Origin of the sequence: Marmoricola sp. RAF53 (assembly GCF_052114005.1) — a bacterium.
Taxonomy (GTDB): domain Bacteria; phylum Actinomycetota; class Actinomycetes; order Propionibacteriales; family Nocardioidaceae; genus Marmoricola.
In genome coordinates, this window is sequence record NZ_JBFRDX010000006.1 from 1 (window position 1) to 19,922 (window position 19,922).

General features: G+C 72.6%; 19 protein-coding genes. 9 read left to right on the forward strand and 10 right to left on the reverse strand.

Annotated elements, in window-relative coordinates:
- Together AB4Y76_RS06880 and AB4Y76_RS06885 are read left to right on the forward strand one after the other, a co-directional pair.
- Positions 1-208: hypothetical protein (locus tag AB4Y76_RS06880; protein ID WP_441923495.1), on the forward strand; the 208-nt coding region annotated here is incomplete at its 5' end.
- A gap of 193 nt (positions 209-401) precedes the next feature.
- Complete coding sequence (locus AB4Y76_RS06885) at positions 402-863, forward strand: hypothetical protein (protein WP_441923497.1); 462 nt, start codon at positions 402-404, stop codon at positions 861-863.
- A gap of 21 nt (positions 864-884) precedes the next feature.
- On the opposite strand, the gene AB4Y76_RS06890 is transcribed toward AB4Y76_RS06885, so the two are convergent.
- Positions 885-2,351, reverse strand: coding sequence for a glutamate--cysteine ligase (locus tag AB4Y76_RS06890; RefSeq protein WP_441923498.1), 1,467 nt, complete (start codon positions 2,349-2,351; stop codon positions 885-887).
- Between the two features lie 63 nt (positions 2,352-2,414).
- Positions 2,415-3,491: a DUF4192 domain-containing protein gene (locus AB4Y76_RS06895; RefSeq protein ID WP_441923500.1), complete on the reverse strand. Its 1,077-nt coding sequence runs from the start codon at positions 3,489-3,491 to the stop codon at positions 2,415-2,417.
- 121 nt (positions 3,492-3,612) lie between these two features.
- Between AB4Y76_RS06895 and AB4Y76_RS06900 the strand changes: the two genes are divergently transcribed.
- Complete coding sequence (locus AB4Y76_RS06900; RefSeq protein WP_441923502.1) at positions 3,613-4,974, forward strand: DNA polymerase IV; 1,362 nt, start codon at positions 3,613-3,615, stop codon at positions 4,972-4,974.
- On the opposite strand, the gene AB4Y76_RS06905 is transcribed toward AB4Y76_RS06900, so the two are convergent.
- From AB4Y76_RS06905 to AB4Y76_RS06915, 3 genes are all read right to left on the reverse strand, one after another.
- Positions 4,925-5,815 (reverse strand): biotin-dependent carboxyltransferase family protein, encoded by an 891-nt coding sequence (locus AB4Y76_RS06905; protein ID WP_441923504.1) that lies wholly within the window; start codon positions 5,813-5,815, stop codon positions 4,925-4,927. The two genes, AB4Y76_RS06900 and AB4Y76_RS06905, sit on opposite strands and share 50 nt — an antisense overlap.
- Complete coding sequence (locus tag AB4Y76_RS06910) at positions 5,808-6,452, reverse strand: 5-oxoprolinase subunit B family protein (RefSeq protein ID WP_441923506.1); 645 nt, start codon at positions 6,450-6,452, stop codon at positions 5,808-5,810. Before AB4Y76_RS06910 ends, AB4Y76_RS06905 begins: the two co-directional genes overlap by 8 nt.
- A gap of 420 nt (positions 6,453-6,872) precedes the next feature.
- Positions 6,873-7,568 (reverse strand): LamB/YcsF family protein, encoded by a 696-nt coding sequence (locus tag AB4Y76_RS06915; protein WP_441923832.1) that lies wholly within the window; start codon positions 7,566-7,568, stop codon positions 6,873-6,875.
- Positions 7,569-7,815: 247 nt separating this feature from the next.
- On the opposite strand from AB4Y76_RS06915, the gene AB4Y76_RS06920 reads away from it, so the two are divergent.
- Complete coding sequence (locus AB4Y76_RS06920; RefSeq protein ID WP_441923508.1) at positions 7,816-8,763, forward strand: sigma-70 family RNA polymerase sigma factor; 948 nt, start codon at positions 7,816-7,818, stop codon at positions 8,761-8,763.
- Here AB4Y76_RS06920 and coaE read toward each other — a convergent pair.
- The gene (gene coaE, locus AB4Y76_RS06925) at positions 8,760-9,356 is read right to left on the reverse strand and encodes a dephospho-CoA kinase (RefSeq protein WP_441923510.1); all 597 of its coding nucleotides are present in this window, start codon (positions 9,354-9,356) and stop codon (positions 8,760-8,762) included. The genes AB4Y76_RS06920 and coaE overlap by 4 nt on opposite strands.
- A gap of 38 nt (positions 9,357-9,394) precedes the next feature.
- Between coaE and AB4Y76_RS06930 the strand changes: the two genes are divergently transcribed.
- Positions 9,395-10,723 (forward strand): class I adenylate-forming enzyme family protein, encoded by a 1,329-nt coding sequence (locus AB4Y76_RS06930; protein WP_441923512.1) that lies wholly within the window; start codon positions 9,395-9,397, stop codon positions 10,721-10,723.
- On the opposite strand, the gene AB4Y76_RS06935 is transcribed toward AB4Y76_RS06930, so the two are convergent.
- The gene (locus AB4Y76_RS06935) at positions 10,695-11,657 is read right to left on the reverse strand and encodes a GlxA family transcriptional regulator (protein ID WP_441923514.1); all 963 of its coding nucleotides are present in this window, start codon (positions 11,655-11,657) and stop codon (positions 10,695-10,697) included. The two genes, AB4Y76_RS06930 and AB4Y76_RS06935, sit on opposite strands and share 29 nt — an antisense overlap.
- 93 nt (positions 11,658-11,750) lie before the next feature.
- Here AB4Y76_RS06935 and AB4Y76_RS06940 point away from each other — a divergent pair, with 93 nt between their 5' ends.
- Together AB4Y76_RS06940 and AB4Y76_RS06945 are read left to right on the forward strand one after the other, a co-directional pair.
- Complete coding sequence (locus AB4Y76_RS06940; RefSeq protein ID WP_441923516.1) at positions 11,751-11,912, forward strand: hypothetical protein; 162 nt, start codon at positions 11,751-11,753, stop codon at positions 11,910-11,912.
- Positions 11,913-12,045: 133 nt separating this feature from the next.
- A complete protein-coding gene (locus AB4Y76_RS06945) occupies positions 12,046-14,043 on the forward strand; it encodes a putative Ig domain-containing protein (protein ID WP_441923518.1) in 1,998 nt (665 codons plus the stop codon).
- An 86-nt stretch (positions 14,044-14,129) separates the two neighbouring features.
- Here AB4Y76_RS06945 and rpsA read toward each other — a convergent pair whose 3' ends face one another.
- On the reverse strand, positions 14,130-15,581 hold the full coding sequence (gene rpsA, locus AB4Y76_RS06950) for a 30S ribosomal protein S1 (RefSeq protein ID WP_441923520.1): 1,452 nt from the start codon (positions 15,579-15,581) through the stop codon (positions 14,130-14,132).
- A gap of 250 nt (positions 15,582-15,831) precedes the next feature.
- On the opposite strand from rpsA, the gene AB4Y76_RS06955 reads away from it, so the two are divergent.
- Positions 15,832-16,656: a class I SAM-dependent methyltransferase gene (locus AB4Y76_RS06955; protein ID WP_441923522.1), complete on the forward strand. Its 825-nt coding sequence runs from the start codon at positions 15,832-15,834 to the stop codon at positions 16,654-16,656.
- Positions 16,657-16,697: 41 nt separating this feature from the next.
- Here AB4Y76_RS06955 and AB4Y76_RS06960 read toward each other — a convergent pair whose 3' ends face one another.
- Together AB4Y76_RS06960 and AB4Y76_RS06965 are read right to left on the reverse strand one after the other, a co-directional pair.
- Positions 16,698-17,654: a DUF3068 domain-containing protein gene (locus AB4Y76_RS06960; RefSeq protein WP_441923524.1), complete on the reverse strand. Its 957-nt coding sequence runs from the start codon at positions 17,652-17,654 to the stop codon at positions 16,698-16,700.
- Positions 17,655-17,892: 238 nt separating this feature from the next.
- On the reverse strand, positions 17,893-18,591 hold the full coding sequence (locus AB4Y76_RS06965; RefSeq protein ID WP_441923526.1) for a class I SAM-dependent methyltransferase: 699 nt from the start codon (positions 18,589-18,591) through the stop codon (positions 17,893-17,895).
- Between the two features lie 144 nt (positions 18,592-18,735).
- On the opposite strand from AB4Y76_RS06965, the gene AB4Y76_RS06970 reads away from it, so the two are divergent.
- Positions 18,736-19,878, forward strand: coding sequence for a glycosyltransferase family 4 protein (locus AB4Y76_RS06970; protein WP_441923528.1), 1,143 nt, complete (start codon positions 18,736-18,738; stop codon positions 19,876-19,878).
- Positions 19,879-19,922: the final 44 nt, after the last annotated feature.

Here is a 19,922-nt window from a genome sequence, read left to right on the forward strand (position 1 = left end):
GCCTTCGGCGCCGAGGTCAGCCTTCGGCGCCGAGGTCACCGTCGTCGGTGGCAAGGTCACCGCGGTCGCCGACGGCGTCGGCAACGCGGCCATCCCGACCAACGGCTACGTCCTCTCCGGCCACGGCACCAGCCGCGACTGGCTCAAGGCCAACGCCAAGGTCGGCAGCACCGTGACGGTCACCGGCAGCACCGTCACCGCCGGCTGACACCCGACGACCGGCACCAGACTCCTGGCCCGGTCCGCGCAAGTGCCGTGCGGACCGGGCCGGGGACCGAGCGCCCGGCGCTCAGGAAGACCCGATGCTCCGTGGGGGGGCATCGGGTCTTTCGCACCTCCCGCAGCCCGACGGCTGTGGACGACCGCCCACGGGCCAGAACCAGCCGCAGCATGCTGGGACGATGACCGATCCCGAACCGCCTCCTGCGATCGCCGCCGGCCTGCGCGCGGCGCTCTGCGACTTCATCGACGCCGCCGGTGCTCGGCGGGTGCTGCCGACGATCTTCCACGTCGGCCGACCCGGCAGCCGCCCCGGGAGACACCGGCTGGCCGTTCCCGACGAACCCGGCCTGGGACCCGGTCTCGGACCCGGTCTCCGACCCGGTCTCCGGGCCGACCTGGTCGAGCGAGCCCTCGACGGCCTCGACGTCGCGGACCCGTGCGCCTGGGTCACCCGCTCCGGGCCGCTCGCCCCGACCGACCACGACTTCGCCTGGTTCGCCGCCAGCAGGGAGGCCTTCGCGCGGCACGGCCTCGACCTGCCCGGCTTCTTCGTGATCACCCGGGCCGGCTGGCTCAACCTGATGACCGAGCACGCCCTGCCGCACACCGAGGTGCGCCGCCGACGGCGCCGGCGCGCCTGACCCGCCCGCGGAACCGGCCGGCTACCAGGTGTGCACCGGGTCGTTGCTGTGCATCCGCTCCCGGTAGTCCAGCAGCGTCCGCCGCAGCGCCTCCGCCCGGCTCTCCCCCGCGGCCTCGTGCTCGTGGACCCGGTCGCGGTACCAGGTCGCCCCGTTGCGGCCCAGCGTGCAGCGCGCCTCGATGATCGCGAGCAGCCGCTCGGCCTCGTCGGGATCCACCCCCCAGCGGTCGAGGCCCTCCCGGGCCAGCGGGAGCAGCCGGCGCAGGGTCAGCTCGGCGGCGGAGACCTGACCGATCCCGGGCCAGTAGATCTGGGCGTCGATGCCGTCCCGTGCCGCGGTGTGGAAGTTCTCCTCGGCCGCGGAGAACGACATCCGCGACCACAACGGGCGCTCGTCCTCGGCGAGTGCGCGGGTCAGCCCGTAGTAGAAGGCCGCGTTCGCGATCGTGTCGACCACGGTCGGGCCCGCGGCGAGCACGCGGTTCTCCACCCGGAGGTGCGGTCGGCCCGCGACGACGTCGTACACGGGCCGGTTCCAGCGGTAGATCGTGCCGTTGTGCAGCCGCAGCTCGTGCAGCTGCGGCGTACCCCCGCTGGTCAGGACCTCCAGGGGGTCCTCGTCCTCGATGACCGGGAGCAGCGCCGGAAAGTAGCGCACGTTCTCCTCGAACAGGTCGAAGATCGAGGTGATCCACCGCTCCCCGAACCAGACCCGCGGCCGCACTCCCTGGGCCTTGAGCTCCTCGCTGCGGGTGTCCGTCGCCTGCTCGAACAACGGGATCCGGGTCTCGCTCCACAGCTCCTGGCCGAGCAGGTACGGCGAGTTGGCGCCGACCGCGAGCTGGATCGAGGAGATCGCCTGCGCCGCGTTCCAGTACGACGGGAAGTCGTCCGGGCTGACCTGGGTGTGCAGCTGGGTGCTCGTGCAGGCGGCCTCGGGCATGATCGAGTCGGCGGTCGTCCGCAGCCGCTCGACACCGCTGATCGCGATCGCGATGTCCTCGCCCCGGGCGTTCAGGATCTGGTCGCTGAGCAGCCGGTAGCGCGGGTTCGGGCTGATCGTCGCGGGACTCAGGTGGCCCGGTTCCAGGGTGGGCAGGATGCCGATCATCACCAGGTGGGCGCCCACCTCGTTGGCACGCGTCTCCGCTTCGTTGAGGCTCGCCCGGAGGTCCTCCTCGAACCCGGTGACGCCCCGGGCCCCGAGCCGGCGGGGAGCGACGTTGATCTCGATGTTGAACTGGCCGAGCTCGGTCTGGAAGTCAGGGTTGGCGATCGACTCGAGCGCCTCGGCGTTCTTCAGCGCCGGCCGCCCGTCGTCGTCGACCAGGTTGAACTCGATCTCGAGCCCGGTCATCGGGTCCTCGGCCTCGAACTGGGCCTCGCGCAGCATCAGCGCGAACACGTCCAGGCAGCGCCGTACCTTCTCCCGGTGCGCGGTGCGGTCGGCCCGGCTGAACTCCTGCTGGTCGACTTCCTGACCCATGCACCGACAGTAGAGCCCGCGCGGCGGCGCGACCAGGGTCGTGGCACCCGCGGGCCCGGACTTTCACGAGGCCCCTCGCCGGCCGCTCACCCGGCTCGACCCGTCCTCGGCGAGGACCCGGAGGGCGTGCTGCGGGATCGGTGCCCAGACCGTCGGCGGGGTGGCGCTCTCCAGGAGCGCGGCGACGTGCTGGCCGAGCGCGTCGTCGGGGTCGACGTCGAAGCAGCGGTCCAGCGCGCACCAGGCGAGCGCGCCCTCGCCCCGGAGCCAGGCCGAGAACGCCAGCAGCGCGGCCGGTGCCGGCCGGAGGTCGCGCGGCGCCCGCCGGACCAGGTGGCGCCACAGCTCGACGTGCTCTCCGGCACCGGACCGGTCGATCTCGGCCCAGGCCACCTCGCGCAGGGAGTCCAGCGCGACCAGCACCAGCAACCGGCCGGCGTCCGCGCTCGTGATCTCCGCCGGGGCGGCCAGGGCACGCCGGAGGGTCCGCTGCAGCCACCGACCCTCCGTGCGCAGCTCGCCGGCCAGCGCGACCTGCAGCGGCACCCGGACACCGACCGGGGTGCCCAGGGCGGTGCCTGGGCGCTTCCCCACCTCGATCAGCCGGTCCGCGGTGCGGTCGGCCGCTGCCGCGACGGCGGCGACGTCCTCGTCGTCGGCCCCGACCAGGCTGTCCGCGAGCGCGGACCGGCGCTCGTGGACCACCCGGCCGCGCAGGACCTGGTCGGCCGTGTACGGGTGGCTGCTCAGGTCGTACGCCGTCCCGCCGTCGTCCGGCTCGCCGACGTGGTGGAACCGTTCGCCGTCGGTCCGGATCACGTCGATCACTTCGACGCCCGCGGACAGCAGCGGCGGGACAGCCACCGCGGCGAACGCCTCCGCGGCCCCGGCGTCCTCGGTGTAGAGCACCAGCGCGACCCGGCCGGCGCCGTGCCGGCCGACGACCTCGCGCAGCAACCGGGCGACCTGCCGCTGCTCGTGCTCGACCACCGGCAGGTCCATCCGCGCGTGGAACGACTCCCCCGGCCCGAAGGTCAGCAGGACGACCGAGTCCTCGGGGTGGAACCCGAGGACGAAGGGCACCACGGCGAGCAGGTCGGTGGGGTTGCGGGCGGTGAAGGTCGCGGGCGTCGGTGTCATGGACCGAGGCTGTCCGCCCGGCCCGGAGACGGGCGACCACGCGCGCGCCGCCTGTGCACGGCCCGCGCCTTCGGGCGCCTGTGGACGCTGTGGGCACCGCGCGCCGCCGTACGATGCGACCGTGCGTGCCGAGCCGACGATCCTGCACGTCGACCTGGACGCCTTCTTCGCCGCCGTCGAGCAGCGCGACAAACCGTCGCTGCGCGGCAAGCCGGTGGTGGTCGGCGGGGTCGGCGGACGCGGTGTCGTCGCGACCGCGTCGTACGAGGCGCGCGCCTTCGGGGTGCACTCGGCGATGCCGACCGCCGAGGCACGCCGCCGCTGCCCGAACGCCGCGTTCCTGGCCGGCCGGTTCGGCGCCTACCGCGAGACCAGCCGCGCCGTGATGGGCCTGCTCCGCTCGATCAGCCCGCTGGTGGAGCCGCTCTCCCTCGACGAGGCCTTCGTCGACCTCGCCGCGGCCGAGCTGGCCGACACCTCGGTGACCGGGGTGAGCGCGTTCGGCCGCCGGCTCAAGGAGCAGGTGGCCGAGGTGACCGGCGGGCTGAACGCGTCGGTCGGGATCGGCACCTCGAAGTTCATCGCGAAGATCGCCAGCGACCTGGACAAGCCGGACGGCCTCGTTGTCGTCGCGCCCGGGATGGAGCGCGACCTGCTCCGGCCGATGCAGGTGACGGTGATCCCCGGGGTCGGCCCGGCCACCGCCGAGAGCCTGCGGCGGATCGGCGTGCACACCGTCGCCGACCTGGAGCAGATCAGCGTCGAGGAGCTCGTCCGCGTGGTCGGCAAGGCGCACGGACGGACGTTGTTCGAGCTCGCCCGCGCCGAGGACGACCGCCCGGTGGTCGCGGAGCGCGAGGTGAAGTCGATCAGCGTCGAGGACACCTACGAGACCGACCACGTCGACCGCAACCTGCTCGCCGCGCTCGTCGACCGGCAGTCGGCCAAGGTGGCTGAGCGGCTCCGCAAGGCGCGGCTCTCCGGGCGCACGGTGACCCTCAAGGTCCGGCTGCACGACTTCTCCACCCACACCCGCTCGGCCACGCTCCCGGGACCGACCGACGACACCCGGACGGTGGCCCGGGTCGCCCGCACGCTGCTCACCGAGGTCGACACCTCCGGCGGCGTCCGCCTGCTCGGCGTCGGCGTCTCCGGGCTCGCCGACTGGATCCAGGAGGACCTGTTCGCGGACGCCGAGGACGGGACCGTGGACGAGGTCGACGAGGAGACCGAGTCGGTGCTGGCCTCGCTGAACCGCTGGCGCGGGTGGGTGCCGGGCATGGACGTCGAGCACGACGAGCTGGGCCGCGGCTGGGTGTGGGGCTCGGGACGCGGCGTGGTGACCGTCCGGTTCGAGACCGCCGAGGCCCCGGCCGGCAAGGTCGTCAGCCTCGCCGCAGACGACCCGGCGCTGCGCCCGTGGACTCCTCCGGTCAGCCCGGAGGACGGTTCGGAAGACGCCCCGGGGCCAGCCTCAGGGTGAGCCGCTCCCCCGGCCGCGCCTGCGCGCAGACGGGCAGGTCGGCCGCGCGGACCACGCCGATCACCGGGTAGCCGCCCGTCGTCGGGTGGTCCTGCAGGAAGACGACCGGCCGGCCGTTCGGCGGTACCTGGACGCTGCCGAGCACCATCGGCTCGCTCGGCAGCTCGCGGTCGGGGTCGGAGCGGGCCAGCACCGGGCCGTCGAGGCGGAGCCCGATCCGGTTCGACGCCGGCAGCACCGTGTACGACGCCCCGTCGAGCGCCGCGAGCGACGCGGCCGTGAACCAGTCCTCGTGCGGTCCGGCCAGCACCGTCAGGACGCCGCGCCGCGGAACCGGGACGGCCTCGCCGCCGGCCGGGGCCGCCGGGGGTCGCCCGACGGGGAGCCGGTCACCGGCCGCGAGCGGGGCGGGCCCGGTGCCGGAGAGCAGGTCGGTCGACCGGGAGCCGAGCACCGGCGGCACCTCGATCCCGCCGGCGACGCCGAGGTAGCTGCGCAGGCCGTCCGCCGCCGGACCGAGCTCGACGACCGCGCCGGCCGGGACCGGGCCGAGGAGCCCCCACCCGACCGGGCGGCCGCCGATCCGGACCGGGCAGGACGCGCCGGTGACGGCGACCGCGCCGGCGTGGTCGAACCGGAGCCGGCAGCCGGTCGCGGTCACCTCCAGGCCGGCCGCCGACTCCGGGTTGCCGACCAGCCGGTTCGCGAGCCTCAGGGCAGGCTGGTCCAGCGCACCGGAGAGCGGGACGCCGAGGTGCGCGAACCCCGGCCGGCCGAGGTCCTGGACCGTTGTGAGCAGCCCGGGGTCCTCGACGACGACGTGGCGGGCGGTCTCAGGCATCCCGGAACCCCTGGGTTGAGGAGCCGAGGGACGAGGCGTCTCGAAACCCCACCCGGGTCCCGGGAGCGAGCAGCGCCGGCGGGTCCGCCTCGGGACGCCACAGCACCGCGTCGGTCGTGCCGATCAGCTGCCAGCCGCCGGGCGACGACGTCGGGTAGATGCCGGTGTACTCGCCGGCGAGGGCGACCGAGCCGGCCGGGACCATCGGACGCGGTTCGTCGCGGCGGCGTACGGTCAGGCCGTCCGGGAGCCCGGTGCAGTAGGCGAACCCGGGCGCGAACCCGCAGAACGCGACCGTGAAGGTGCTCTGCTGGTGCAGGCGGACCACCTCGGCGGCGCTCGTCCCCCACTGCTCGGCGACCACCTCGAGGTCGGGGCCGTCGTACCGGACCGGGACGGTCACCTCGGGCGCGGTCGCGAGCGCGCCGACGGGCGGCGCGTGCCAGGCGTCGAGCCGGGCGACGAGAGCCTCGGGGTCCGCGATCCCGTCGAGCAGCACGGTCCGGGCGGCCGGGACCACCTCGACCGCGCCGAGCTCGGCCGCGGCGCCGCGCAGGACCGCGTACGTCGCGCGGACCTCGTCGTCGTCCGCGCACCGGACGAGGACGGCGTGCTCGCCGACGGCACGTGCTCGCATGGCGTCATTCTGGCAGCATTTCGGGACGCATTTCCGGGGACGCGTCGGAGGTACGCGAGAAATGCTCCGGAAATAGGCGTAGGGCCCGCGAAAGTATGAGTTTCACGGGCCCTACTTTGGTGTGGCGGTGATGCTCCGCACCAGGGTCGACGGACTTCCTCGGTGCCAGCCATGCCCATCACCGGGCGGCTTTCCGGCGAGTTGCCTCGCCAGGTGGTTCCGATTCCTTCTGCCGATCCCCGCGTCCCTTGCGGGCTGCGGTGAGAGATTTCTACGTGACCCGCACCACACCGCGCAAGACCTTTTCCGAAGATTTTTCGACGAGTTTTCGAGTGCACAGGGTTGTCCACAAGAAAGACTCCGCGGTCCACAGGAACGCGCCCGTCTCCACAGCGCCGTCCACAGCTTCCTGTGGAGAAGTCAGGCCCAGCTTCGGACCTCGAACCCTGCCTCGGCGAGTGCCGCACGCACCTGCTTCGCCGCCGCCACCGCGCCCGGCGAGTCCCCGTGCACGCAGACGGTGCGGACGTCGCCGCGACGGGCCAGCACCACCGCGTTGGCCGCGATCTCCGCGGGATCCTCCACCAGCGCGCCCGGTCGGTCCCGCGGCACCAGCCGCCCTTCGGCGGTGTAGCCGCGGTCCGGGAACCCCTCGGGCACGACCTCGCGGCCGGCCCGGTGCGCCAGCCGCAGCAGCGCCGAGTCCGGCAGGCCGAGCACCGGCAGCACCCCGCTCCCCGCGAGCACGGCGGCCGCCTGGGTGGCGTCGTCGGCCACCCGGTTGTACAGGGCTCCGTGCGGCTTCACGTACGCGACCGCGGTCCCGGCGGCCGCGGCGATCGCTGTGAGCACGGTCACCTGCTCCGCGACCCAGTCGGCGAGGAGCTCGTGCCCGACGTCCATGTGCCGGCGGCCGAAGCCCTCGCGGTCGGCGTAGGAGACCTGCGCCCCGACCACCACGCCGAGCTCCGCCGCCCGCTCGCAGACGGCGCGCATCACCCGCTCGTCGCCCGCGTGGAACCCGCAGGCGACGTTCGCGCTGGTCACCAGGCCCAGGAGCGCGTCGTCGTCGGTGACGCCCTCGCCGAGGTCGGCGTTCAGGTCGATCCGGAGCACCCCGGGAGGGCTGTCGGCGGGATGAGTGGGGGCCACGGGACCAGTGTGACGGCCATCCGCGACACCGTCTGCACCGAATCATCACTGAGAAGTGGCTGAGAAGACGCCAGATCGGCAACTTCCTGGGTATCTCGGACGTCGTAACCCTCGAAGGCAGCGTCACAGGCGGGAATCCCCCGCCGCGACCACGCGTTGGAACATCTGGAACCACGATCCACCGGTTCCACGGCAGGAAGGGAGGCCACCAGTGACTGTACGTCGCACGGAGCGCGAGATCGAGGGCCGCGACAGCGTCGGGCTGTACCTCGACGAGATCGCACGCACGCCCCTGCTCGACGCCGCCACGGAGGTCGAGCTCTCCAAGACGATCGAAGCGGGCATGCTGGCCGCCCAGCTCCTCGAGGAGGGCCGGGTCGGACGCCGCAAGGGCGGTGCCCCCGGCTTCGCCACCGAGGCCGAGCTCACCTGGCTGGTCGAGGAGGGTGAGCGCGCGATGCAGCAGTTCATCAACGCCAACCTGCGCCTGGTCGTCTCGATCGCCCGCAAGTACGGCCGCAGCGCGATGCCGATGCTCGACCTGATCCAGGAGGGCAACACCGGCCTGATCCGCGCCGTCGAGAAGTTCGACTACGCCAAGGGTTACAAGTTCTCCACCTACGCCACCTGGTGGGTCCGCCAGGCCATCACCCGCGGCATCGCCCAGCAGGCGCGCGTGGTCCGGCTGCCCGTGCACGTGGTCGAGGAGCTCAACCAGGTCTCGGCCGCGCGCCGCACCCTGGAGCGCCAGCTCGGCCGCACCCCCGACGCCGCGGAGATCGCCACCGAGCTCGGGATGGAGCTCGACCGGGTCATCGACCTGATCGGCTGGGGGCGCGACCACGTCAGCCTGGACACCCCGCTCGACGTCGACGGCGACACCTCGCTGGGCGACCTGATCGCGCAGGAGAGCGCGCCGGGCCCGGACCTGACGTTCCTCGACACCGAGGCGCGCGACCGCCTCAACCTGCTCATCGACCGGCTCGACGAGCGGTCGGCCGACATCATCCGCTCCCGCTACGGGCTCGGGGACGGTCGCCAGCACAAGCTCGCCGACATCGGCACCAAGCACGGCATCTCCGCCGAGCGCGTCCGCCAGCTGGAGCGGGAGGCGATCGCCAAGCTGCGCCGCCTCGCCGACCCGGACCTGGCCGCCTAACTCTCCGCAGTCAGCTCCTCGAAGACCTCCGTCACCCGGTGACGGAGGTCTTCGAGCGTTCCGGTGTTCTCGATCACGTAGGTCGCGATGGCGAGCCGGTCCTCGCGGCCGGCCTGCGCGGCCATCCGGGCCCGGGCCTCCTCCGCGGTCCAGCCGCGGTCGCGCACCATCCGCTCGACCTGCGTCTCGGCTGGCGCGTCGACCACGATCACGGCGTCGAAGGTGTCCGCGCGGCCGCTCTCAGCCAGCAGCGGAATGTCGTGCACCACCACCGAGCCCGCCGGCGCGTGCGACTCGAGGTCGACGATCCGCTCGAAGACCAGCGGGTGCACGATCGACTCGAGCTTCTTGCGGGCGCCGGCGTCGGCGAACACCAGCTCTCCCATCGCGGGGCGGTCCAGGTGCCCGTCCTCGGTGAGCAGGTGTGGCCCGAACGCGTCCACGACGGCAGCCAGGCCCGGCGTGCCCTGGTCGACCACCTCGCGGGCCAGCGCGTCGGCGTCGATGATCACCGCCCCGAGCTCGCGCAGGATCGCGGACACCGTGCTCTTGCCGGACGCGATGCCGCCGGTCAGTCCCACTCGCTTGGTCACGCGAGCGAGTATCCCAGCGGGCTGGGAGGATGGGCGTCATGTCCGCACCGCGTCCCGATCCGGCGACCGACCTGCGGGCCGGCGACCGGGTGGCGCTCCTGGTCGACGGGTCGCTCCGGTACGTCGACGCGGTGCTGTCGCTGCTGGTCCGCGGCGTGATCCCGATCCCGCTCGACCCGCGGCTCACGTCGTACGAGCGCGAGCGGATCCTGGCCGACCTCGACCCGGCCCTCGTGGTGACCGACGCCGCCGGGCTCGAGCCGCTGGTCACCGGCTGGCAGCCGGGCGACGTCCCGCTGGCCCGGCCGATGCACGTCACCAGCGGCACGACGGGCACCCCCAAGGGCGTCGACAGCGGCGTCCTCCCCCGGTCTCACGCCGAGGCGCTGCTGGCCGAGGAGCGCGACCTGTGGGGCTTCCGGGCCGACGACGTGAACCTCGTGCTCAGCCCGCTGTACCACTCCGCGCCGCTGCGCTTCGCGATCGGGACGCTGCTCGCGGGCGGCCGGGTGGTGGCACCCGGGCCGTTCGACCCGGCCCGGGTCAGTGCTGCGATCGCCGCGGAGCGACCGACCACGATGTTCTGCGTGCCGGCGCACCTGCAGCGGCTCTTCGCGCACTGGGACGAGCCCGGGGACCGGCACGACCGTCCCGACCTGTCCTCGTTCCGGCTCGTCGCGCACGCCGGTGCCCCGTGCCCGGACCACCTCAAGGAGCGCCTGGTCGAGGTGTTCCCGGACGGCAGCACCTGGGAGTTCTACGGGTCTACCGAGGGCCAGTTCACCGCCTGCCGGAGCGAGGAGTGGCGCGCTCGTCCGGGGACGGTCGGCCGGGCCCGGCCGGGCCGGCGGATGCGGGCCGACGCGGACGGGCTGCTGTGGTGCGCGGTGCCCGAGCACGCCCGGTTCAGCTACTTCGGCGCGCCCGGGAAGACCGCCGCCGCCTGGCGCGACGGCCCGGACGGGCCGGAGTTCACCGTGGGCGACCTCGGCCGGGTCGACGAGGACGGCTACGTGTACCTGGACGGCCGGCGCGAGGACCTGGTGATCAGCGGCGGCGTGAACGTCTACCCCGCCGAGGTGGAGAACGTGCTCGGCGCGCACCCGGGCGTCGCCGACGTCGCCGTGTACGGCGTCCCGGACCCGGCTTGGGGTCAGCGGCTCTGCGCCGCCGTGGTCGGCACGGTCGCCGCCCAGGAGCTCGAGGAGGACCTGCGGGCCTGGGCGACCGCCCGGCTGAGCCCTCCGAAGCGGCCCAAGGACTACCGGTTCCTCGCCGAGGTGCCGCGCACGTTGACCGGCAAGGTGCTCCGCCGCGACCTGGTCGCGGAGGAGGGCGTCACGCCGGGCGCTCGTCGGGGCAGCTGAACGACTGCCGGTACCCCTGCGGGCTGACCCCGCGGACCCGGCTGAAGTGCTGGCGCATCGTCGCCGCGTTCCCGAAGCCGACCTCGGCCGCGATCCACTCGACCGACGCGTCACTGCGCTCGAGGAGCTCCTCGGCGGCGATCACGCGCTGGTTGGTGACCCACGCGTGCGGGGTGGCGCCGGTCTCGGCGCGGAACCGGCGGGCGAAGGTCCGCGGCGACATGTGCGCGCGCCGGGCCAGCGCCTCGACGCCGTGGTCCTCGGCGAGGTTGTCGACGATCCAGGTGAGCAGCGGTCCCAGGGTCTCGGCGGCGCAGTCGGGCACCGGGCGCGCGATGAACTGTGCCTGGCCGCCCTCGCGCTGCGGCGGCACCACCATCCGGCGCGCCACCGTCGAGGCGACCTTGCCGCCGAACTCCTTGCGCCACAGGTGCAGGCAGGCGTCCAGCCCCGCGGCGGAACCGGCCGAGGTGATCACCGGGTCCTCGTCGACGTAGAGCACCTCGGGCAGCACGCGCGCCTTCGGGAACTGCTCCTGGAGCTGGTCGGAGTACATCCAGTGGGTCGTGCAGCCGCGACCGTCGAGCAGGCCGGCCTGCCCGAGCACGAACGCGCCGGTGCAGACCGACAGCACCCGGGCACCCCGGGCGACCGTCTCGCGCAGGGCCTGGAGCACGTCGGTGGGCATCGGCCAGCTCCGGTGCAGGGCCGGGACGCAGACGAGGTCGGCCACCGCCACCCGGTCCAGGCCGTGCTCGACCTGGAGGTCGAAGCCCATGCTGGTGCTGATCCGCCCCGGCGTCGCGGAGCAGACCGCGAAGTCCAGAGCCGGTACGCCGTCCGCGGTGCGGTCGACGCCCCAGGCCTCGCAGAGCACGCCGAGCTCGAACGGCGCGACGCCGTCGAAGGCGACGACGGCCACGTTGGTGAGCATCACCCCAGGCTGCCACAGGTATGGCAGAAAATCGAGGGTAGGTGTCTTTCCTGCCACTGTTGGCAGGAAAGCAATGCGCGCAAGATTACTGCCATGAGCGAGATCCTGATCCCCGTCACCGCCGTCCTCCTGCTGCTCGCCGGCCTGGCCGCGCTCGTCGTCCTCGCCCGCCGGGACGGCTTCGCCGGTCCGGGCACCGGCTACCTGCCCCACGACGAGCTCGGCCCGCTGTCCTTCCGCCGTCGCCCGGTCTGACGGGCTCGCGGGCAACTCACCCGTACCCGGGCAAATCGACGTTGTCAGGTGGAACGCGGTCGTTCCGGATAATCTCCCCGGACCGGCGCGCGTGGGGCGCGCCCCCCTCCGCACCGCGAAGACCGAGGCACCCATGACTTCACGGCACCACCTGCACTGGTCCCTGCTCGCCGCCCTGACCGGAGGAATCCTCGTGGTCTCGGGCCTCGTCGCTCCGCCCGCGGGCGCGGCGACCGCCCGGTCCCTGGCGCTGAGCCCGCGAACCGCGACCGTCGGCGCGGGCACGGCGGTGACCTTCACCGGCCGCGTCACCAAGTCCCCGCGCGGGAGCCTGATCCGGGTCCAGCGCCTGTCGGGCTCCACCTGGGTCAACGCGACCTCGGTGCGCACCACGAGCAAGGTCGGCCGGTACAGCGCCAAGGTCACGGTCCCCGCCTCCGGGGGCACGTTCCGCTACCGAGCGGTCGCACCGGCGACCACGAAGCTGCGCACCGCCGTCTCCCCGGCGGCGACCGTGACCGGGCTGCGCAGGACCACCGCGTCGATCAGCGCCGCCCCAGCGACGATCGCCCTCGGCGGGTCGAGCACGCTGAGCGGCACGGTCACGCCGTTCGTGAGCGGGACGGTCGTCGCGGTCCAGCGCCTCTCGGGAGGCACCTGGACCACCGAGGACACCGCCTCCGTGAGCTCCTCGGGCGGCTTCTCCGCGGCCGTGTCCCCGACGACCACCTCCACCTACCGCGTCGCGGTCCCCCGCGCCGGCGTCAACGCCGGCACCGTCTCGACCGCGGTCACCGTCACCGTCACCACCGTCGGTCCGGCGGCGACGCCGCCGACCATCACGACCCCGACCGACCTGCCCACGGCCACCCGCGGCGCGACGTACTCCACGACCCTGACGAAGAACGGCCGGGCCGGCACCTGGTCGGCCGCGCAGCCGCTGCCGCCGGGCCTCAGCCTGGATGCGGACACCGGCGTCCTCTCCGGCGTCCCGACCGCCGTCGGGACCTACGGCGTCTACCCCACCTTCACCGAGACCAGCACCGGCCTCTCCGCGAGCGCGGCCCTCCGGGTCAAGGTCGACGGCACCAATGTCGGGATCACCAGCCCCGCCCAGCTCCCGGGCGCGACCCGGGGCGAGGTCTACTCGGTCACCCTGACCAAGACCGGCGGGGACGGCACCTGGGGCACGCTCGCCGAGCTGCCCGCGGGCCTGACGCTCGACGCCGGCACGGGAGTTCTCTCCGGAGCCCCGCACCAGGCGGGCACCTTCGGGATCTACCCCACGTTCACCGAGACCGCGACCGGCCAGCAGGCGACCCGCGCGCTGACCCTGGTCGTCGGCGGAGACCCGCTGGCGGTCACGACCAGCACGCTGCCCGACGCACCGCGGAACCTGCCGTACTCCGTCACGCTCACGAAGACGGGCACCGCCGGGACCTGGTCGACCATCGGCGACCTGCCGCCCGGCCTGGCCCTCGACCCCGACGCGGGTGTGATCTCCGGCATCCCGACCACGGCCGCCACCTACCCGGTCTACGTGGTCTTCACCGAGGAGTCGACCGGTGAGTCCGCCTGGGCCGCGCTCGCGCTCCACGTCGTCGCGCCGGACGTCACCACCACCACGCTGCCCGACGGCACCCGCGGCACCGGGTACAGCCAGCAGCTCACCAAGGTCGGCTACGCCGGCACCTGGAGCCTGACCCGGGGCGCTCTTCCCCCCGGCCTCACCCTCTCCAACGGCGGCCTGGTCTCCGGTACGCCGACCCGGGCCGGCGACTACGGCTTCACGGTCACCTTCACCGAGACCTCCACCGGCAACGCCGACAGCCAGCAGCTGCTGCTGCACGTCTCCGCCCCCGGAGCTCCGGTGATCACCACGACCTCGCTGCCGACCGGCACGGCCGGGACCCCGTACGCCGCCACCCTGGCCTCCAGCACGCCCGGCGGTCTCTGGTCGGTCTCCTCGGGCAGCCTGCCGCCCGGGATCACCCTGAACGCGTTCACCGGAGCGCTGTCGGGCACGCCGACGAAGGCCGGCGCCTGGTTCTTCATCGTGAAGTACTCGACCCTCACCTCGAGCAACACCAAGGTGCTCGCGATCGGCGTCCAGGAAGCCCCCGCCGGCTGAGCCGTCCGGCAACGACCACCACCAGGAACGACGAAGGGCCCCCACCGTGACGGTGGGGGCCCTTCGCGTTGATCAGGTGACCGGGATCAGTTGCCGCCGGTCAGCTTCTCGCGGAGCGCCTGCAGGGCCTCGTCCGAAGCGAGCGAGCCGCCCTCGACCTCCGGGGCCTCGCTGCTGTACGAGGTGGCCTCGCCGGCCTCGACCTCGGCCTGCTTGGCCTCGGCCTGCTGCTTGACGTGGGCCTCCCAGCGGGCGTGCGCCTTGGCGTACTGGTCCTCCCAGGTCTTGCGCTGGTCCTCGTACCCCTCGAGCCACTCGCCGGTGTCCGGGTCGAAGCCCTCCGGGTAGATGTAGTTGCCCTGCTCGTCGTACGAGGCGGTCATGCCGTACAGCGTCGGGTCGAACTCCTCGGCCTCCGCAGCGGTGGCGGTCTCGTTCGCCTGCTTCAGCGAGAGCGAGATCCGGCGACGCTCGAGGTCGATGTCGATGATCTTGACCATGACGTCGTCGTTGACCTGGACGACCTGCTCCGGGATCTCCACGTGGCGCTCGGCCAGCTCGGAGATGTGCACCAGACCCTCGATGCCCTCCTCGACACGGACGAACGAGCCGAAGGGCACCAGCTTGGTGACCTTGCCCGGCACGATCTGGCCGATCTGGTGGGTCCGGGCGAAGTGCTGCCACGGGTCTTCCTGGGTCGCCTTGAGCGACAGCGAGACGCGCTCGCGGTCCATGTCGACGTCGAGGACCTCGACGGTGACCTCGTCGCCCACGGTGACGACCTCGGACGGGTGGTCGATGTGCTTCCAGGACAGCTCGGAGACGTGCACGAGGCCGTCGACGCCGCCGAGGTCCACGAACGCACCGAAGTTGACGATCGAGGAGACGACACCCTTGCGGATCTGACCCTTCTGGAGCTGGGTCAGGAAGCCGTGGCGAACCTCGGACTGGGTCTGCTCGAGCCACGCACGGCGCGAGAGCACGACGTTGTTGCGGTTCTTGTCCAGCTCGATGATCTTCGCCTCGAGCTCCTTGCCGACGTACGGCTGGAGGTCGCGGACCCGACGCATCTCGACGAGCGAGGCGGGCAGGAAGCCGCGCAGGCCGATGTCGAGGATGAGGCCGCCCTTGACGACCTCGATGACGGTGCCGGTGACGACGCCGTCCTCTTCCTTGACCTGCTCGATGGTGCCCCAGGCGCGCTCGTACTGGGCGCGCTTCTTGGACAGGATCAGGCGGCCTTCCTTGTCCTCCTTCTGGAGGACGAGGGCCTCGACCTTGTCGCCGACCTCGACGACCTCGTTGGGGTCGACGTCGTGCTTGATCGAGAGCTCGCGCGAGGGGATGACACCCTCGGTCTTGTAGCCGATGTCGAGCAGGACCTCGTCGCGGTCCACCTTGACGATGGTGCCCTCAACGATGTCGCCGTCGTTGAAGTACTTGATGGTCTCGTCGATGGCGGCGAGGAAGTCGGCCTCCGAGCCGATGTCGTTGATCGCGACCTGAGGGGCGTCGGAGAGCGTCGGTGTGATGGTCATAAGGGAATGGATCCTCGATGGACAGATGTAGTTCGGGCGCGCGTCAAGGCCTTCCGCCGTCCGGGACTGTCTCCAGCCACCGTCACACGAATGAACGTCTTGGCCCCGAGCGGGGCAACAGCGAGCGAGAGTCTGCTCCGTCTGAGACTCGACGCAGACCTCTGGCGCATCGCCAAGCGTACGGCGTCGTACGGTCCCACGTCCAACCGGGCGGTCCGGCCCGGAACCGGGGAGGTGCGATCATCGACCCATGGCCGCCGACGCACCCTCAGGAGCCCGTCCGGTACGCGTCGAGCGCCGCGGGGTCGACGAGCCGGACTCGCTGCGCGCGAACCGCGCCGACTGGGACCGGTACGCCGACGAGTACCAGTCCACGCACGGCGAGTTCCTCGGTGACGACGGCTTCCTCTGGGGGCCCGAGGGCGTCCGCGAGGACACCGTCGGAGCCCTCGGGGACGTAGCCGGGAAGGACGTCCTCGAGCTGGGCTGCGGAGCCGGCCAGTGCTCGCGCTGGGTGCTCGCACGCGGCGGCCGCCCCGTCGGCCTGGACGTGTCCCTGCGTCAGCTGCAGCACAGCCGCCGGATCGACGAGCACCACGGCACCCGGGTGCCCACGGTCTGCGCCGGGGCGGCCGCGCTCCCCTTCGCCGACGACACCTTCGACACCGTCTTCTCCGCGTTCGGGGCGCTGCAGTTCATCGCCGACGCGGACGCGCTGGTCGCCGAGATCGCCCGGGTGACCCGCACGGGCGGCCGGTTCGCCTTCTCGGTGACCCACCCGACGCGGTGGATGTTCCCCGACGACCCCGGTCCCGGTGGTCTGACCGCGAGCCAGTCCTACTGGGACCGCACCCCGTACGTCGAGGTCGACGACGAGACCGGCGAGACGTCGTACGTCGAGCACCACCGCACGCTCGGCGACTGGGTGCGCGCCCTGAGCGCGGCGGGCTACCGGCTGATCGACCTGGTCGAGCCCGAGTGGCCGGCCGACCACGACCGGGTCTGGGGCGGCTGGAGCCGCACCCGCGGTCTGCTCACCCCCGGAACAGCGCTCTACGTCGCCGACCTCGGCTGAGGTCGACGACGTAGAGAGAGTCGTGCGGAGGGGCCTGGACGTCAGGCGTTGGCGTCCTCGAGCTCGCGGACCCGCGTGCCGCCCGAGGACGACTTGCGCCGGCCGAGGACGATGCCGGCGATGACCATGGCCAGGCCGAGCACGAACGCGATCTGCGGGCCGGTGACGCGGACCAGGTGCAGCAGGTTCGCCTGCGAGCCGTACTCGTCGGCGTTCTTCTTGACGGTCTTGTCGTCGTAGCCGGTCGTCACCTTGGTCAGCGTGACGCGCGGCTCGCCCTGGTAGTTGAGGGTCTCCGTGACGGCCTCGGACCGCTTGAGGATGACGCCGGTCTCGGGCTCCACCCACAGGGTGCGGGTGACGCCGTAGACGCGGTCCGCGGTGACGGTCTCGTCGCCCGGCAGGCCGAGGACGCTCAGCGGGACGTCCATCGTCTCGTAGGCGGTCGGCGCCAGCGTCTGACCGAACTTGTAGACGTCGACACCCTCGACCGTGGCGGTGCCCTGGTACTTGATCGGCGCCGACTTCAGCAGCGTGCTGTCCCAGAAGTCGTAGGTCTTCTTCTCCGTCTGGAACGGGAACTTCGCCGGCAGCCCGGTGTGCGTGACCGGGGTCTCGACGCCCTCGGTGGTCGACACGAAGTCGCCGCAGCACTTCGGGTTCGCCACGCCGGTGTGCGCGTCGAACGTCATCCGCTCGACGTCGCGCGAACGCATCACGCCGTCGGCCGAGTTCGTCGACGTCGAGTTGACGTAGGTGACGTTGCCCGGCGCCTTGTCCGGGGTGCTCTCGTCACCGGTGGTGTTCACGACGGTGGTGAGATCGGTCTGGATCTCCTTCAGCGTCGCGATGTCGAAGATCGTGGCGTTCGGACCCACCAGGGTGGTGACGCTGCGCTGGTTCGGCGGCGCGACGGCCAGCTTGGGGTACGCGTAGAAACGCACCATCGGCGCCAGCACGATCAGGAACACCCCGACCGCGATCAGGACAAGACTCAATTTGCGCATGACAGCGCTCCCTCCCACATGGACGCGCACCCGGGCTCCCTCCCGGCACGCGTTCCCGCACCTTAGCAGGAAAAGTGGGCAAAACCTCTCAACCGGGGCGCAGTGATCGAAACGAGACCAAGCCGGACCAGACCGGACCTGATCGGGCCAGACGTGCCTAGACCGGACGACGCCTGGGCACGGCCGGGACGAGCACCCGGGCACACCCGGCAAGACCGCCCCGGGTCGCTCAGGAGGGCTTGCGGACCACGATCCAGAGGTTCCACGTGAGCAGCTCGCGCAGACCGGGCACCCTGAGGAGGAACGAGGTCCAGCGGGGCAGGTAGCGGGGCCGCAGGTCGAGGACCTCCAGGTCGGGCCGGGTGCGCAGCCAGCGGAGGCCGTCGGAGACCGAGGCCGGGAACATCGTCTCGCCGAACCGGTTCTTCGGCGGGCGACCGTGCCGGCGCTCGTAGCGCCGAGCCGCCCTGTCCCCACCGAACAGGTGCCAGGGCGAGGTCTCGTGGCCGCCCCAGGGGCCGAGCCAGATCGTGTACGACAGCACCGCGACTCCCCCGGGTCGGACCACCCGCAGGATCTCGTCGCAGGTGCCGCCGAGGTCCGCCACGTGCTCGAGCAGGTTCGAGGAGAACGCCAGGTCCACCGCACCGTCGCGCAGCGGCGCTCGCTCGGCCAGCCCGACCACCGAGCCCGGCGTACGCCGGCCGTGCAGCCGGATCTCGTCCAGGTCGGCGTCGACCAGCACGGTGCGCGCCCCCCGACCGCGGAACGCCTGGGAGTAGAACCCGGGTCCACCGCCGAAGTCCGCCACGGTCGCCCCCTCCAGCTCCAGGTGCTCGGCGACCAGCTCGGCCGCGTCGTCGGCGATCAGGCTGTAGAAGCCGTCCGGATCGGTCTGCTCGGTCAGGAACGACCGGAACAACCGCACAGACCGGACTAGCCCGGCGTATCGGAGCATTCGGACAAAGTCCACCCTCAAATGCTACCGTTGGCGCGCTTATCGGTATCGCACCGGGGAGGGAGAACCACAGTGCGATCCTCAGGGAGGAATCTTCAGGCTGCCCGGAATCGGGTGATCATCCTGAATTGGCGTGACCCGTGGCACCCGGAGGGCGGGGGCTCCGAGCTCTACGTCCACCAGGTCGCGCAGCGCATGCGCGACGCCGGCCGTCAGGTCACCTGGCTCACTGCGGCCTACCCGGGCGCAGCAGGGGACGAGACCGTCGACGGGATCCGGTTCGTCCGCCGCGGCGGTCACCTCACCGTGTACCTCTGGGTCGCCTGGCTGCTCGTCGGCCAGCGCGCCGGCGCGGCGCTCGCCCGCATGACCGGGGTCCGGCCGAGGCACACCCTCGGCACCGTGGACGCCGTCCTCGAGGTGCAGAACGGGATGCCGTTCCTCTCCTCCTGGCTGACCGGAGCGCCGGTCACGGTCCTGGTGCACCACGTCCACCGCGAGCAGTGGACCGTCGTCGGCCCGCTGCTGGCCAAGGTGGGCTGGTTCCTGGAGTCCCGCGTCGCCGTCCTCGCGAACCGCGGCCGGCGCTACGTCGCCGTCTCGGACATCACCCGCCGCGAGCTCGTCGAGCTCGGCGTCGACGCCGGCTCGATCTCCCTGGCCTACAACGGCCTGCCGCCCGTCCCGGAGTACGACGCCGGCGAGCCCGCCGAGGCACCTACGCTGGTCGCCCTGAGCCGGCTGGTGCCGCACAAGCAGATCGAGCACGCGATCCGGGCGCTGCCGGCGCTGGCCGAGGAGTTCCCCGAGGTCCGGCTGAACGTCCTCGGCGACGGCTGGTGGAGCGAGGAGCTGCACCGCATCACCGCCGAGCTCGGGCTCACCGAGCGGGTCACCTTCTTCGGCTTCGTCGACGAGAGCACCAAGTTCACCCAGCTCGCCCGGGCGTGGGTGCACGTGCTCCCGTCGGTCAAGGAGGGCTGGGGACTGTCGATCGTGGAGGCCGGCCGCGCCGGTACCCCGTCGGTCGCCTACGCCTCGGCCGGCGGTGTCGCCGAGGCGATCCTCGACGGCGTCACGGGCCTGCTCGCCACCGACCAGGCCGACCTCGGCCGGAAGATCGGCCTGCTGCTGCGCGACCCCGTGCTGCGCGAGGAGCTCGGCCACAAGGCGTTCGTGCGCTCGGGTGAGTTCACCTGGGACGCGGCCGCCGCCACCATCATGACCAGCCTGGACGCCACCGGCGCCCATCGCTGAGCGCCCCGTGGGCGCCCCCGTGGCCGCGCCCAGGGGGGCGGCCG

Coding starts and splice junctions, on each gene's coding strand:
- AB4Y76_RS06940 (WP_441923516.1), top strand. CDS start 11,751: ATGAGCGAGATCCTGATCCCCGTCACCGCCGTCCTCCTGCTGCTCGCC.
- AB4Y76_RS06935 (WP_441923514.1), bottom strand. CDS start 11,657: ATGCTCACCAACGTGGCCGTCGTCGCCTTCGACGGCGTCGCGCCGTTC.
- AB4Y76_RS06930 (WP_441923512.1), top strand. CDS start 9,395: ATGTCCGCACCGCGTCCCGATCCGGCGACCGACCTGCGGGCCGGCGAC.
- AB4Y76_RS06885 (WP_441923497.1), top strand. CDS start 402: ATGACCGATCCCGAACCGCCTCCTGCGATCGCCGCCGGCCTGCGCGCG.
- AB4Y76_RS06905 (WP_441923504.1), bottom strand. CDS start 5,815: ATGCCTGAGACCGCCCGCCACGTCGTCGTCGAGGACCCCGGGCTGCTC.
- AB4Y76_RS06910 (WP_441923506.1), bottom strand. CDS start 6,452: ATGCGAGCACGTGCCGTCGGCGAGCACGCCGTCCTCGTCCGGTGCGCG.
- rpsA (WP_441923520.1), bottom strand. CDS start 15,581: ATGACCATCACACCGACGCTCTCCGACGCCCCTCAGGTCGCGATCAAC.
- AB4Y76_RS06890 (WP_441923498.1), bottom strand. CDS start 2,351: ATGGGTCAGGAAGTCGACCAGCAGGAGTTCAGCCGGGCCGACCGCACC.
- AB4Y76_RS06955 (WP_441923522.1), top strand. CDS start 15,832: ATGGCCGCCGACGCACCCTCAGGAGCCCGTCCGGTACGCGTCGAGCGC.
- AB4Y76_RS06895 (WP_441923500.1), bottom strand. CDS start 3,491: ATGACACCGACGCCCGCGACCTTCACCGCCCGCAACCCCACCGACCTG.
- AB4Y76_RS06945 (WP_441923518.1), top strand. CDS start 12,046: ATGACTTCACGGCACCACCTGCACTGGTCCCTGCTCGCCGCCCTGACC.